This window comes from Microbacterium sp. T2.11-28, from assembly GCF_950097975.1.
In the GTDB taxonomy this organism is placed as follows: Bacteria; Actinomycetota; Actinomycetes; order Actinomycetales; family Microbacteriaceae; genus Microbacterium.
Window position 1 is genome coordinate 1 of sequence record NZ_CATNHF010000028.1, and the last position, 13839, is coordinate 13839.

A 13839-nucleotide genomic window follows, 5' to 3' on the forward strand; every position below is an offset into this window, starting at 1 on the left:
GGAGGGGGTCGCGCGGGGCGGAGGGGGTCGCGCGGGCGGGGTCAGTGCAGGGTGCCGCCGGGGAGGACGTCCCGCGAGGACGCGCCCGGACGGGAGGCGTCGGGCGTCGGAGCGTCCAGCGTCGTGCGGATCGCGCTCCGCACCGCCGCGGCGAGGTCGGCGGCGGGCAGCTCCGGTGCGCGCTCCCGGCCAGGGATCACCGGTGCCTGGCCGACGGCCCACGGCACGTGCAGGAAGCCCGCCGGGACCCCCGCGGGCACTGCGTCGAGGGCCGTGAAGAACACGTGGTTGCACACGAACGTCCCCGCCGTGTGCGACACCTCGGCGGGGATGCCGGCCGAGTGGATCGCGGCGGCGATCGCCTTGACGGGGAGCGTCGCGAAGGCGGCGGCCGGGGCGCCGTCGATGCTCGGCTCGTCGATCGGCTGTGCCCCGGCGTTGTCGGGGATCCGCGCGTCGGCGAGGTTCACGGCGATCCGCTCGACTCCGACCGCCGCCCGGCCCCCGGCGAGGCCGACGGCGATGACGACGTCGGGCCGGTGCACCTCGATGAGCGCCCGCAGACGCTCCGCCGCGCCGGTGAACGTCACCGGGAGCACCTCGACGACGAGGGATTCGGGCCCCTCCCAGGTCTCGGCGACTGTCCGCACCGCATCGCCGCTCGGGTTGACGGCGTCGCCCCCGAAGGGCTCGAATCCGGTGAGGAGGACCGTGGTCATCGCTCCTCCTGCGAAGCCGTGGCGCCGACGAGGGAGAACTCGACGGCGCCCTCGGCGACGTCGGCCCGCGTGAGCCGCAGCCGCACGACGCTGCCGGCGGCGGCGTCGGCCCCGGCCACCTTCGCGTCGACCGGCGGGTCCTGCAGCTGCACCCGCAGCCCGTCACCGCGGACGCTCAGCACGCTCGCGTCGAACTCCTGACCCTCCCGGCCGTGGAGGACCGCCGCCTCGACGCGGTCGAGCGCCCCCGCGGTGAGCTGGCTCGCGCGCTGTCCGCTGCGGCTCATCAGGCCCGGAAGCTCCGCGAGGCTCTCCCGCGCCCAGCCGGGGACGTCCCTGCCGTTCGCGAGCGCCTCGCACACCACGAGCGCCCAGCGGTCGACGAGACGCCGCAGCGGCGCGGTCGTGTGCGCGTAGGGCGCCCCGATGGCCGCCTGCTCGGTCTCGTCGGGCAGCTCGCCGTCGAACGCCGCGTAGCCGGCGCCCCGGAACAGGCCCGCGGCGTACTCCTTGACCGCGCGAGCGGCGGGGGAGCGGTCGAGGCCGCGCAGGTACTCGCCGTAGGGGGTGCCGGGGTGCCACGGCAGACCCAGAGCCGCCGTCTGCGCGCGGAACTCCTCGACGTCCTCGTCGGCGGCCGGCGGCATCGTGCGGAGGATCCCGACGCCGCCGCGGAGCATGATCTCCGCCGCCGCCATGCCGGTCAGCAGCGACACGTGCGCGTTGTGATCCTCGAGCGGCACGCCTTCGCTGCGCTCGAGGCGGTAGCCGTCGCCCTCGGCGACGATGCGGGACTCCGGCAGATTCAGGCTCGCGCCGCCCCGCTCGCGCTCCCGTGCGGCGCGCTGCTCCCCGAACCACGGCATCGCGGCCAGGGAGGCGGGCGCGGAGCCGTCGTCGATCGCGCGCTGGGCCTCCTCGTAGCTCCACTGCCGCCGTGAGCGGACGATCGCCCGGGTCAGCGTGGTCTCGACGGGCCGCGCGCCCTCGTCGAGGACGAAGCGCCAGACGAACGCGCGACGGTCCTGCTCCGGGAGGAGCGAGGCTGCGTCCTCGCTGAGGACGCGTGGATGCAGCGGGATGCGGCCGTCGGGCGCGTACATCGTCTGGCCCCGCCCGCGCGCCTCCACGTCGACCGTGCCGCCGGGAGCGACGTAGGCCGGGACGTCGGCGATCGCATAGTGCAGCACGCCGCCGCTCGGGGTGCGCTCCAGGTGGAGCGCCTGGTCGAGATCGGTCGACCCGGCGGGGTCGATGGTGAGGAAGGGGAGGTCGCGGAGGTCGGCCAGCCCGGCCTCGGCGGGGTCGGTCGGCACGTCGCCGGCGGCTGCCGCCGCTTCGCGCTCCACGTCGGGCGGGAAGGTCGCCACGAGCTCGAGGCTCGCGCGCAGCGCGGCGAGGGAGGCGGCCAGCTCTGCGCGGACCTCGGTCGGGACGAGTCGGGATCGGCGAGCGGGCACGCGCCCCAGTGTAGGTCGCGCGAGGGTCGTTTCGGGCCGGTAAAAGGCCCGAGAAGTTGCGTTTCGCCCCCTGTGGCGCGGCCCGCGACGCGGCTAGCGTCGCACCATGTCGGACGAGGTCGGAACGCAGCGCGACACCGGGCGGATCGCCTGGATCGACGTCGCACGCGGCATCGCGATCACGCTCGTGGTCCTCTTCCACGCCGGGATGTTCGCGGTCCCGACCGGGCTTGCGCCGGCCTGGTGGACCGACCTCAATCTGGCGTTCGCCCTCCTGCGCATGCCGCTGTTCTTCCTGCTCGCCGGTGCCCTGGCGGTGGGGGCGCTCCGGCGCCCCTGGCGGGCGCTGTGGACGACGCGTCTGGCCGTGCTCGTCTGGGTGTTCGTGCTGTGGACGGTGCTGCGGTTCCTCTACTACCGCGTCATGCCCGAGCCGATCGAGCTGAACCAGTCGAGCTGGATCGACCTGGTGCTCTCGGTGGTCCGCCCGTCGAACGGGCTCTGGTTCCTCTTCGCCCTCGTCGTCTTCCTCGTGGTCACCAAGCTCGCGACCGGACCGGTGGCGCGCCTGGCCGCCCTGGGCGTGGCGACCCTGTGCTCGCTCGTCCTCCACTCCGGGTTCACGACCGGCAACGTCGCCTACGACGGCATCCTGCGCTACTACGTCTTCTTCCTCGTGGGCGTGATGTTCCGGGACCGCCTCCTGGCACTGGTCGAGCGGCTGACGCCCTGGGCCACCGCGGGGCTGTTCGCGGTCTTCGTGGCGGGGCTCGCACTCCGGTCCGTCACCGGGGTCGCGGTCGACGTCTCCACGGCGCTGCCGGTCGCGGCCGCAGGAGCGCTCGCCACGCTCGGGCTGGCGCGGATCATCGCCCCCGGCCGCCCGGGCCTCGCCGGCGCGCTCGGGCGCCCGTTCGCCCACCTCGGCAGCCGCACCCTTCAGGTCTACGTCACCCATGTGCTCGTGCTGTCGGCGATCACCACCGCGCTCCAGGCCGCTGGGACGACGTCGCTGGCGACGGCGGTCGCGGCGCTCGCGCCCGTCCTGCCGCTCCTCATGGCCGGGCTCGCCGTCGCCGCGAGCCTCGTCATCGCCCGGGCGGCCGAGGCCCTCCCGGTGACCCGGCTCCTGTACACCGCGCCGGGGTGGTTCGCCCGCAGCGCCGTGCGCGCCGGATGACCGCGGGGATCAGCCGGCCGGTGTGAAGCGGATCCAGTCGATCTTCATCTCGGCGACCTCCGGGGTGGTCTCGTCGGGGTCGCCCGGCCAGTTGCCGCCCACCGCCAGGGTGAACAGCATGTGCATCGGGAGGTCGAACACCCACGCTCCGCCCTCGGGCATGTCGTCGGGGGTGACGGTCATGATGACCTCGTCGTCGATGGTCAGCTCGATGAGGCCCGGACCGCGGGTGACCCCGTAGACGTGGTAGTCGTCCGACAGGAGGGCGTCGTGGCGGACGCCCTCCCCGATGGACCACTTCTTGGTGAACGTCACGGGACCGTGGACATGGTGGGAGCTGGTCGCGGTCGTCGACGGCGTCTCCACGATGTCGATCTCCCCGCTCCCGGGCCATCCCACGACGTCCACGGAATCGCCCTGCAGCCAGAAGGCGGGAAGGAGGCCCTGTCCTTCGGGCAGCTTGATCCTGGCCTCCAGCCGTCCCGCCTGGAACGAGAAGGAGCCCTTGGTCGTCAGGCGGCCCGACGTGATCGGGCTGCCGTCGCGCGGGATCGTGGCGGTGATGACGAGCGCGCCCTCCCCGTCCAGCGCGACGGCATCCGTGGTGTAGTCCTGCAGCTCCCCGTTGCCCCAGCCGCCGCCCCCGGTGTCCAGGGAGAAGACGGACGGATCCGGTGCGGACCCCGCGGGCCCGTCGAAGTCCTCGGACAGGGTGCGCGGCCCGTCGGCGAAGGCGAACGGGAGCAGCCAGGTCACCGCCGCGACCAGGAGGACGACCAGCACGATGGCGACGGCGATCAGCACCCGGATCGCGCGGGAGGTCCGCGGCGGGGGTGCGAGGGCTTCGGCGGCGGGGGCGGGGGGATGCAGGGTGGTGCTCATCGGGGCAGCAGCTCCAGGGGATCGGCGCAGAGCCGCTCGGCGGCGGCCGCCACGCGCTCGGCGGGGAACAGGGTCGAATCGAAGCTGACGGAGACGCCGAAGCGGCCGCGCAGCACACTGGTGAGGGCGGTGATCCCGTTGCGCGAGGCGGGGTCGACCGACACGGCGACGGCGGCCGGGCGCCCGTCGCCGGCCCACGGCAGGGTCTCGAGGGCGCGCAGGAACCCCATGTCGCTCACGATCGGCACGGCCGTCGACGGGACGGACGGCGCCTCCCGCGGCGCCGGGCGCCCCGGCATCCGTGCCGAGGCGAGCGCGGCGAGCGGCCGGCCGGCGTGCAGGTCGCGGGTGAGCGCGGCACCGGCGAGATCGACGCCCCGGGCGAGGTCGACGGGGTGGCCGGTGACGAAGTTGCCGAGCGTCGCACGGCCGGAGGGCAGATAGCGCCGCAGGTCCACGAGCACCACGCCGGTGTCGTCGGCGGCGACCCCCTCGGCGAGCAGGGCGGCGCGGAAGGCGGCGAGCAGCGCGACCGTGGGCGGCACCCGCGGCGTGCGGAGCCGGCTCCAGGCGGCCAGGGCGTGATGGGCCTCGCGCGGCATGGCGGCCGTGTGCAGATCGAGCGAGCCGCGCGCCGCCGGGACGTGCGCGACCCCGTAGCGGTAGGGCGGCGGCGTGGTCACGATCTTGTCGCGCACGATCCGCGCGACGCGCGACGGGTGGCGGCCGAACGTCGAGGCCAGTGCGGCGGGGAGCGGATCGCGGTCGACGGCGCTCGTGAAGACCCGCGGCATCGGCGCGTCGGCGAACAGCGCCGCCACGGCCATGACGGCGAAGAATCCGTCTCCGATGCGGTGATCGACGTGCACGGCGATGCGATCGTCGCCGAGGAAGACCGTCAGGGGCGACGACGGGTCGGCATGCTCACGCAGGCGCGGGAGTCCCGCCTCGGTGCCGCACGCGGCGGGAAGCTCCCGCACCGCGCGCTCGGCCCGCTCATCGACGGTCGACGGGTCGTAGGCCCATCGCTCCCCGGTGAAGGCGCGCCCGGCGCGCGCGGCGGCCCCCAGGGCGAACAGGGCGCGCACGCGGTCGACGACCTCGCGGCGGGGCGGCACGCGCAGCGGCTGCAGGAGCACGGCGATCCGCGTCCGCGCCGACATGCGGTCCGCCGTCCGCACCCGACCGGCCGCGGGCGAGGCGCCGGCCCCGCCGGGGCGCAGATCCGACGGGGGAGCGAGGGCGAGGGTGCGGGACATGGGTCAGTGCACCGCCTCGCGCGCTGCGGAGAGGTCGGAGACCAGCTGCAGCGGCGCGTCGAGGTCGGTCATCCAGGTGTCGACGTAGCTGCTGAGCTTGCCGTTCGCGTTGTCGATGGCGATCACCCGCCTGCCCATCTGCAGGGCGAGGAGCATCGCGTGCAGGCGATCGGTGACGATCGTCTCGCCGGCGCTCAGCAGCGCGATGCCGGTCTCGAGCCGGGTCTCGGCGTCGGCGAACCACCGCGCCGTCGTCCGGTTCGTGCGGCGGGTGAGGGCCCCCTCGCGGACGATGCGGGTGAGACGGCGGCGGGCGCGGTCGCCGAGCGTCATCGCGGGCCAGTCGACGCTGTCCGCGGCGGCATCGCTGTGCGGGCCGCCTCCCGGGCCGGCGCGCCCGACCAGGGCGCTCTCGGCATCGCGACGGAGCACGAACAGCAGGTCCTGCACCGGCGCGGGCGCGTCCAGCGCGCCGAGCATGTGGACGCTGTCGGGTGCCAGGAAGGCTCCCGGCACCGAGGGTGCGACGGTCGCGAGCGAGGTGCGGTCGCGTACGGCGAGGCGCAGTGCGGTGCGCGTGGCCATGCGCCGGCGGAACTGGTCGTGATCGTCGGCGCTCGCGAAATGCACGGACTGCGGCTCCTGGATGAGCAGCGTGTCCTCCCGCAGGTGCTCGGCGAGACGGTAGCGGTGCGCGGAGTGCTGCGGGTAGAGCCCGCCGAAGTTGCCGCCGCCCTGGATGGCCACGGGGATCGTCGAGGAGTGGACGCGGTCGTCGATCGTCATCCACGAGTGGGTCGCCGCGACGCGGATGCCCGCACGGCGCCAGAACTCCGCCTGGCCGAGCGCGATGAGGGAGTCGCCGATGTTCTCGTAATCGGGGAAGTCGGTGAGGATGAGCTCGTCCACCCCCTCGTGCAGACGGGCGAGGGCGTCGAAGGAGGCCTGCTGCATCCGCTCGATGTAGGCGGTCATCGCGCGTTCTCCCGTCGTTCGGTCGCGCCGCGGCGCGTCAGGCGGCTGAGCGCCCGTCGTGCCGGGGCGTCGGTCATGAGGTAGACGCCTCCCAGGGCGAGCGCCCACGCGAGGCTCAGGAGCGCGGCTCCGGCGAGGTCCGGCCGCAGCAGCGCCGCGGCCGCGCTCAGGGCGGCGGCGAAGGGGAGGGCCGGAAGGAGCGGTCGCAGCAGGCACTGCACCATGAAGTCGCGGCCTCGGGCGCCCACCCGGCGCAGCACGACGGCGACGTACACCGGCTCCAGCAGAACGATCGGCAGGACGATGCCGAGGGCGATCCCCGGCAGCCCCAGCGCCGATCCGAGCACGAAGGCGAGCGCGGTGCCGGTCACCGCCCACACGGCATGCAGGATCGCGTACGGCCGCACCCGGCCCTGCGCGATAAGGATCGGCATCGCCAGCAGGTGGTTGTTGTTGGCGAACAGCGACAGGATCAGGATCTGGGCGACCAGCGCGGCTGGGGCACCGTCCGCCCCGATCCAGCTCGCCATCACGACCGGCATGAACAGCACCGCCGGCACGAGGACGATCGTCATCAGCATGTTCGCGTAGCGGGTGCCCGTGAGGTACAGCGTCCGGTGCGCGTCGGCGCCGCCGGTGCGTTCCTGCATCGCGGCCATCGGCAGGAGGGCCGTCGACAGCGACGAGGTGACCTCCTTGACGACGAGGTACATCCGCTGCCCCGCCGTGAACAGCGCCGTGAAGGCGAGCGGCAGCAGCACGGCGGTCAGCACGCCGCCGATCTGGGTGACGACCACCGCGGAGAGCCCGATCACCATCAGCTGCGCGCTCATGGCGAACAGCTCGCGGAACGTCGACCAGCGGAAGTCGGCGACGCGCACCGTCAGAGCGGGCGCGCGCCGGCGGCGCAGCCACAGCGCCAGGCCGCCCAGCACGAGCGTCGCGGTGAGATCGGCGACGGCGACGGCGACGATGCCCCATCCCAGCGCGCAGACCGCGAGGGTCAGCACGACGCGCACGATCGCCTGGACGATCATCGCGACGTTGACGTCGTCGATCCGTCCGACGCCGGCGAGGACCTGCCGGGCGGGCGAGAGGGCGAGGAGGAGGAACACGTTCGCACTGCCGAGCACCACGAGCACCCACGCCGTGTCGTGCAGCGACGGCGGCACCGCTGCGGCGCCGATCGTGAGGGTGAGGGAGATCGCGACCGCCGCTCCCATGACCAGCGCGGCGACGAGGTAGAACCCCGCGCTCGCCGCGGCGATCCGCCGCATGCGCTCCGCGTCGCCGGCGGGATGCGCATGGGCGATGAAGCGCGTCGTGGCGTCGCCGATCCCGAGGTCCTGCTGGAAGATCGCGCCGAGCGCCACCGTGAGCGCGTACAGGCCGTACGCGTCCGGCCCGACCGCCTGCAGCACCACCGGCAGCAGGGCGACGTAGGCGACGAGGGTGGCGGCGCGCGCGCCGTAGGTGGTGGCGATGGCCCGCGCCGCGGACGCCGGCGCCCGGTGCGGCCGCTCAGGGGTGACCGGCGCGGGCGTGGTCGGCGCCGCCGGGGCGAGGGGTGCCGTCGCGCTCATCCGCCGGCCCCGTCGTCGAGTCGGTACATGAGGATGTCGTCGCTGGAGTACTCGAGCATCCAGCGCGGGTCCGCGTCGACGATGGCGATGAGGTTGTCGAGCGACCCCGCCGGCAGCGTGCCGTAGTAGTCGTTGTAGTAGCGCATCTGCCGGGTGATGAGCATGATGGAGCGCTGGCCGCTCGCCAGCAGGGTCTCGGTCATCCGGTTCATGCGCGTCGGGTCGGAGAAGTCCTCGTCCTCCCACCACGAGTTCAGCCACGTGTCGATGCCCGTGTCGAACACGGCGCTGCTGCGGACGAAGTCCGCGTACTCGGCCACGAGCCGTCCGGGAGCGCCCGGCGCGACGCCGATGGTGAGGGTGCTCGGGTCCTCCTCGGTCAGGATGCGGGTCGCCACGTCGACGGACTCGGTCGTCACCAGGTTCGCGAACCAGCCCCCGTAGTACGCCTGCGCGGACAGCAGCGTCATGGCGGCGACGCCGACGATCGCCGTCGAGCGTCGTCCCCACGCGCTCGACGTGCGGACCGTGCGACCGCGTCTCCTCGCCTGGAGGAGCGCGGTGACCCCCGGCGCGAGGATCATCGCGCACCCCGGGAGCGAGTACATGAAGACGCGGAAGATCGCCTCGCCGCCGTACCCCTGACCGACGAGGATCAGCAGCGGCGAGAAGGCGATCGTCGCCACGGTCAGCGTCTCGCGCCGCTGCTGCGGATGCCGGATGAAGCGCCGGACGATCACCGCTCCCGCCGACACCCACACCGCCCCCGACACGATGCGCGCCGCCAGCGAGTTGACGGACTGGCCGATGCTCGGCGTCCCGCCCGACTGCTGCGAGCGCGTCTGCAGGTTGGCGAGCAGATCGAAGTTCAGCAGGCTCCCGAAGCGCGAGAGGACGTCCAGGTGCAGCAGCATGTAGCCGACGGCGAGGGCGACGAGGACCGCGACCAGGTAGCGCGGGCGGATCCTCCCCAGGATCGTCAGCGCGGCCGTCGCCGCGATCAGCCAGAACGGCGTCAGCTGGTGGGTGACCACGATCCCGGCGAAGATCGCCACCGCGACCCAGGCGGCGGCGCGGGAGCGGGTCGAGGACAGGAGCAGGGCGAGCACCACGATCCCCAGGGTGAAGGCGATCGCCTGCGGCGACATGTAGTCCTGCGCCACCCAGTTGGCGGCGTGGGCGAGGTAGGCCGCGACGAGCGAGGTCCACACGGGCATGTCGCGGGAGCGGCACAGGTGGTACACCGCATAGACGATCGCCAGCTGCACGACGACCGGGAACCACAGCGCCACGCTCGTCGTGTCGGTTCCGGTGACGTCGTTCAGCCACGCCACCAGCGCGAAGGCCCCCGGCCAGTTGTGGTAGATGTCGATCGTCTGGTCGACCGCCCCGTAGCGCTGGATGTAGTCGACCACCCCGAAGTGCTTGTACGTCCAGGAGTAGGACGGCTCGGCGACCCCCACGGTCATCGGCAGCCTCATGACGACCACCGTCATCACGAGCGCGGCCACCGCGCTGCGGCGGGCCTGCAGCGCGATGGCGAGGCAGAACCCCAGCGCCGCCAGGACGATCGATGCCGCGAACAGCGGGCTCGCCGCCGTGAGCAGCCCGAACATGCTCCAGGGCGCATCCCGCATGGTCGTCGCAGAGACGGCCCAGGCCGCTCCCGCTGCCGCCACCAGCGCGGCGGGCACGGTCCAGGTCGGGGGGCGACGGGTCTCGCGGCGGGGCGCGGGGGCGGCCGAGCTCGGCGCCGCACGGGTGATGATCGCCGTCATGCCCGCACCCCCGCACGGAAGGTCGCCGCAGCCACGGCGAGCGTGGCCGCCGAGATCGCCGCGAGCGCGAGTGCCGGCTGCCACCAGGCGGCGAAGGCCGAGGCGGTGACCAGGAGGATCATCGCCGTGAGCCCCAGGGCCGGCACGGCCAGAGAGGTCAGCGGCGGTGAGAGCGGCACCCAGGCGCGGACCACCGCCCCGGGGCCCACGAGCACGAAGCAGGCGAGCAGGGCGAGGGAGAGGCCGGTGGGAAGCGGGAGGGCCGCAAGCAGGCCCAGCACGCCCGCGGCGGCGGCGATCGCCGCCCACAGCCGCCGCTCCAGCACCGCCCCGCGCGAGGACGGACCCGCGTAGACCCCCGCGTCGCGCTGGCGCCTGCTCTCGCGCAGGTAGCTGGCCGGGCCGCCCAGGATGCTCCGCAGCTCGCGGCGGGCGACGGAACGGTCGGCCTCCGAGGCGGCCCGCGTCGTCGCGGCGCCGTCGACGGTCGTCATGGGCTTGCGCAGCAGGCGGGAGACGGCACGCGGGGCGCGACGCACCGCGGCGCCGAGCATCCTGGGGTCCAGCACCACCGTCGTGGCCCAGGCCCCGAAGCCCCGGCCGTAGCCGACGGCCTGCGCCGTCAGCGCCGCGAGGTCCGCGCGGTGCCGGTGCCAGACGATCGCCGCCGGCTCGACGACGATCGCCGCGTCCGCGTAGAGGATCCGCAGGAACATGTCGAGGTCCTCGCCGCCCTGGGTGCCTGTCCCGGCGCCCAGCGCCGAGTCGAAGCCGCCGAGACCGACCATCGTGTCCCGGCGCACCGCGAAGTTCGCTCCGGTGCCGAATTCGCCGACGCAGAAGGGGAACATCGGCAGGTCGGCGGGCGGGTCGCTCAGGCGGAAGACGCGCGGCACGATGAGCTTCGACCAGCTGACCCGCGCGTCGAAGTAGCTCTGCACCGCATTGCGGAGCTCGCCGCTGGGGACGGCCCCGGTCACGCAGCCGACGTCGTCGCCGACGGCGAAGCCCGCCGCGAGCCGGCGGACCCACTGCGGGTCGACGATGACGTCGTCGTCGGTGAAGGCGACGATCGACGAGGTCGCGGCCCGCAGCCCGGCATTCCTCGCGTGGGAGAGCCCTGCGGCGTCCTCGCGCACGTAGCGGAAGTCGGGGTGCTCGCGCGCGACGAGCTCGGCGGTGCGCGTGGTGGCCGGTGCGTTGTCGACGACCACCACCTCGAGGGCCTCCCACTCGAGCGCCCCGAGGGAGTGCAGCGTCTCCCGGAGCGTCTCGGGGCGCTCCCGCGTGCACACGACGACCGTGACCGGCACGACGGCGGGCTCGGGGAGCCCGGCGGCGGGCGGCAGCGCGTCCACCGCCTCCCGGACGACCGCCGCATCGGCGGCGCCGTCCGAGACGGGCACGGCGACGTAGCCGCGGATGCCGGCGTCGTCGCGCACGAGCAGGCGAGCGCGATCGAAGCGCTCGCCGCCGTCGAGGAGCAGCGTGTCGGTCGCCGGGGTGAGCCGGTCGGCGTCGAGGAGTCCGACCCAGGTCGCCTCCTCGCGCTCGACCTCGCCGTGCAGGGGCATGGCGGCGGACAGGAGCAGTGTCGTCATGCGGAGCCTCCAGAGACAGGAGCAGCGGGGACAGGAGCAGCGGGGACGGAAGCAGCGGCGGCGGGAGCAGCGGGAACGGGAGCAGCGGCGGCGGGAGCAGCGGGCGAAGGCGCGTGCGCGGGGGAGACGGGACCCGGCGCCGCCCCGATGCGGGCGGGCGCCCAGGTGCCGATGAGGGCGAGGGCCCCGGCGCCGATCAGCAGAGACAGCGCGGCGCCGGCGGCGCCGAGGACGGGGATGAGCGTCGCGCAGCCGGCGAGCACGAGCAGGATCCACACGCCGTTGGCGGCGATCACGGGCGCGACGCGCTGGCGGGCGCGCAGCAGGGCCGACCACAGGTCGTAGCGGGGGCGCAGCGCGCTCGCGAGGACGAGGGCGGCGACGATGAGCAGGCCCTGCGCGGGGGCGTAGTCGTCGCCCAGCAGCCACATCACCAGCGGCGCCGCGGCGGTGGCGGCGGCGCCGAGCAGCAGCACGATGCGCGACACCCTCGCGGCGAGGTGCCGGGTCGCCTCCGCGCTCGCGTCGTAGTCGATCGACGCGTTGCGCGCGAGCGAGGTGGCCACCCCGACGCCGATGAGGTCCAGGGCGACGCTCACCTGGTAGCTGAGGGCGAACACGGCGCCCTCGGCCGGCGAGGAGAGCACCGTCACGAGGAACGAGAGCGACAGCCCGAGCGCGAGGACGGATCCGGTCGCCACGGCGTTCTGCGCCGTGAAGCGGACGAACGCGCGGGACAGGGCGCGGTCCCAGTGCCGGCCGGGGTCGCCTGCGGTGCGGAGGGCGGCGAGCGCCCGAGGCGCGACGACCAGCAGGCTGACGGCCGTGGCGACCAGGGCCGGCGCGAGGGTCGCGATCAGCAGGAGGTAGGGCTGGTCCGGCGCGAGCACGCCCATCGCGCCGACCAGGGCGACCTTCCCCGCCCCCGCCACCGCGCTCAGCCAGGCCGTGGCCCGCGCCGACCCCGCCCCGGCCAGGGCCTGCGTCTGCAGGTTGAAGAGCGCCCAGACCACGGTGGCGACCGTCACGATCACTACGACGACGGGTGCCGGCTGGTCGCCCGGCAGGAGGCTGCCGGCGAGCAGGCCCGCGCCCGCCCCGGCGACCACGGCGGTGCCCGCGGTGACGGCGACCGCGCGCGACATCACAGCGGCAGAGGCAGGCCCGCCCGGCGGCAGCAGCACGACGAGCGCGCTTCCCGGACCGACGGCGGCGAACGCGGCCGCCGCCATGACGATCGACAGCAGCGAGGCCTCCACGCCCAGCGTCGTCTGCGGGAGCACGACGGCGGCGACGGCCCAGAAGAGGACTCCCGACCCGCTGCCGACGGCGTACCCGGTGAACAGCCAGGCGGCGTCCCGCGAGATGGTGCGCGCCGCGCGGCTCCCGGCCGACTCGCGCGTCCCCGGGGCTGCGGGGGCGGGCGGTCGCAGAGCGCGCGGCGGGTGGGAGGTCATGTCCCCGCCGGCTCCGCGATCAGGGGGCGACGTGCCGACACCGGGCGCGGGGACAGCCGTCCGCGCAGGAATCCGGCGGCCGCCAGGGCCACCGAGAGGGCGATGGCGCCCGCGCCGATCCATCCGCCGGGACCGTCGCCGAGCTGGCGGACGATGCCGGCCGGAAGCACGCCGGTGACATAGGCCGACTCGGAGGCGAGGGCGCTCTGGCGTCCGACGGTGCGGCTGATCGCCGCCTTGGAGATGCCTTCGCACCAGCTGCGGTGGGCGACGTAGCGCAGCCGGACGCGATCGGCGCTGACGTGGTGGTGGACGATCGCTCCCGGAACGTAGCGGATCAGCCGTGCGGGATCTTCCGCGCGCAGCCGGATGCAGACCTCCGTCTCCTCGCACCCGATGGGCAGGCGCCCGACCCGCCCGGTGTCCGGGTTGAACCCGCCGAGCGCGCGGAGGGGCGCCGTGCGGTAGGCCATGGAGCACCCCATGACGTTGCGCACGTCGGCGTCGTCCTCGGGCAGTCCGAGGTAGCTGCAGCCGACGATCCAGAGGAGCTCGGGGGGCAGCACGGCCGGGGCCGCGCCGGGCCAGATCGGCAGTGCACGGCCTCCCGTGGCGACGACGGCGGGGTCGTCGAAGGGCGCCGTGAGACCGGCGAGCCAGCCCTCGTCGGCCCAGGCGTCGTCGTCCAGGAACGCGACCACCTCGGCATCGGTCGCCGCCAGCGCCGTGTTGCGCGCGGTGGACAGGCCCTGGGCACCGACGTTCGCGATGACCGTCAGATCGGGCCAGCGCTCGACGGCGCGGGCGCGGAGCGCGTCGTTGTGGTCGACGACGAGGATCGTCTCGTGCGCCGGCTGCTGTGCGCGCACCGACTCGACCGAGAGGACGAGCTGATCCCACCGGTCGAGCGTGTACGCGCAGATGACCACGGCGATCGACATGGAC

At 74.4% G+C, this 13839-nt stretch carries 11 protein-coding genes; 1 reads left to right on the forward strand and 10 read right to left on the reverse strand.

All coding sequences use genetic code 11. The features are described 5' to 3' along the window. Positions 1-41 precede the first annotated feature (41 nt). Together pcp and QQZ13_RS11135 are read right to left on the reverse strand one after the other, a co-directional pair. Positions 42-719: a pyroglutamyl-peptidase I gene (gene pcp / locus QQZ13_RS11130; RefSeq protein ID WP_284529186.1), complete on the reverse strand. Its 678-nt coding sequence runs from the start codon at positions 717-719 to the stop codon at positions 42-44. Next, positions 716-2179 (reverse strand): RNB domain-containing ribonuclease, encoded by a 1464-nt coding sequence (locus tag QQZ13_RS11135; RefSeq protein ID WP_284529188.1) that lies wholly within the window; start codon positions 2177-2179, stop codon positions 716-718. The genes pcp and QQZ13_RS11135 overlap by 4 nt, the downstream gene beginning before the upstream one ends. 106 nt (positions 2180-2285) lie before the next feature. Between QQZ13_RS11135 and QQZ13_RS11140 the strand changes: the two genes are divergently transcribed. Then, entirely contained in the window at positions 2286-3359 is a 1074-nt protein-coding gene (locus QQZ13_RS11140; RefSeq protein WP_284529190.1) for an acyltransferase family protein, read from the forward strand. 9 nt (positions 3360-3368) lie between these two features. Here QQZ13_RS11140 and QQZ13_RS11145 read toward each other — a convergent pair whose 3' ends face one another. The 8 genes from QQZ13_RS11145 to QQZ13_RS11180 are packed head-to-tail and all read right to left on the reverse strand — an operon-like array spanning position 3369 to position 13835. Then, on the reverse strand, positions 3369-4241 hold the full coding sequence (locus tag QQZ13_RS11145; RefSeq protein WP_284529192.1) for a glycoside hydrolase family 16 protein: 873 nt from the start codon (positions 4239-4241) through the stop codon (positions 3369-3371). Further along, complete coding sequence (locus QQZ13_RS11150) at positions 4238-5500, reverse strand: hypothetical protein (RefSeq protein WP_284529193.1); 1263 nt, start codon at positions 5498-5500, stop codon at positions 4238-4240. Before QQZ13_RS11150 ends, QQZ13_RS11145 begins: the two co-directional genes overlap by 4 nt. Positions 5501-5503: 3 nt before the next feature. Next, a complete protein-coding gene (locus QQZ13_RS11155) occupies positions 5504-6475 on the reverse strand; it encodes a polysaccharide pyruvyl transferase family protein (protein ID WP_284529195.1) in 972 nt (323 codons plus the stop codon). Next, entirely contained in the window at positions 6472-8058 is a 1587-nt protein-coding gene (locus tag QQZ13_RS11160; protein WP_284529197.1) for an oligosaccharide flippase family protein, read from the reverse strand. The genes QQZ13_RS11155 and QQZ13_RS11160 overlap by 4 nt, the downstream gene beginning before the upstream one ends. Beyond that, complete coding sequence (locus QQZ13_RS11165; RefSeq protein ID WP_284529198.1) at positions 8055-9836, reverse strand: hypothetical protein; 1782 nt, start codon at positions 9834-9836, stop codon at positions 8055-8057. Before QQZ13_RS11165 ends, QQZ13_RS11160 begins: the two co-directional genes overlap by 4 nt. Continuing rightward, positions 9833-11437, reverse strand: a complete 1605-nt coding sequence (locus QQZ13_RS11170) for a glycosyltransferase (protein ID WP_284529200.1) — start codon at positions 11435-11437, stop codon at positions 9833-9835. Before QQZ13_RS11170 ends, QQZ13_RS11165 begins: the two co-directional genes overlap by 4 nt. Next, positions 11434-12894: a hypothetical protein gene (locus tag QQZ13_RS11175; RefSeq protein WP_284529202.1), complete on the reverse strand. Its 1461-nt coding sequence runs from the start codon at positions 12892-12894 to the stop codon at positions 11434-11436. The genes QQZ13_RS11170 and QQZ13_RS11175 overlap by 4 nt, the downstream gene beginning before the upstream one ends. Next, positions 12891-13835: a glycosyltransferase family 2 protein gene (locus QQZ13_RS11180; protein ID WP_284529204.1), complete on the reverse strand. Its 945-nt coding sequence runs from the start codon at positions 13833-13835 to the stop codon at positions 12891-12893. The genes QQZ13_RS11175 and QQZ13_RS11180 overlap by 4 nt, the downstream gene beginning before the upstream one ends. Positions 13836-13839 lie beyond the last annotated feature (4 nt).

Excerpts from the sequence above, each read along its gene's own strand:
- pcp (WP_284529186.1), bottom strand. The coding sequence starts at position 719 with ATGACCACGGTCCTCCTCACCGGATTCGAGCCCTTCGGGGGCGACGCC.
- QQZ13_RS11140 (WP_284529190.1), top strand. The coding sequence starts at position 2,286 with ATGTCGGACGAGGTCGGAACGCAGCGCGACACCGGGCGGATCGCCTGG.
- QQZ13_RS11145 (WP_284529192.1), bottom strand. The coding sequence starts at position 4,241 with ATGAGCACCACCCTGCATCCCCCCGCCCCCGCCGCCGAAGCCCTCGCA.
- QQZ13_RS11150 (WP_284529193.1), bottom strand. The coding sequence starts at position 5,500 with ATGTCCCGCACCCTCGCCCTCGCTCCCCCGTCGGATCTGCGCCCCGGC.
- QQZ13_RS11155 (WP_284529195.1), bottom strand. The coding sequence starts at position 6,475 with ATGACCGCCTACATCGAGCGGATGCAGCAGGCCTCCTTCGACGCCCTC.
- QQZ13_RS11160 (WP_284529197.1), bottom strand. The coding sequence starts at position 8,058 with ATGAGCGCGACGGCACCCCTCGCCCCGGCGGCGCCGACCACGCCCGCG.
- QQZ13_RS11165 (WP_284529198.1), bottom strand. The coding sequence starts at position 9,836 with ATGACGGCGATCATCACCCGTGCGGCGCCGAGCTCGGCCGCCCCCGCG.
- QQZ13_RS11170 (WP_284529200.1), bottom strand. The coding sequence starts at position 11,437 with ATGACGACACTGCTCCTGTCCGCCGCCATGCCCCTGCACGGCGAGGTC.
- QQZ13_RS11175 (WP_284529202.1), bottom strand. The coding sequence starts at position 12,894 with ATGACCTCCCACCCGCCGCGCGCTCTGCGACCGCCCGCCCCCGCAGCC.
- QQZ13_RS11180 (WP_284529204.1), bottom strand. The coding sequence starts at position 13,835 with ATGTCGATCGCCGTGGTCATCTGCGCGTACACGCTCGACCGGTGGGAT.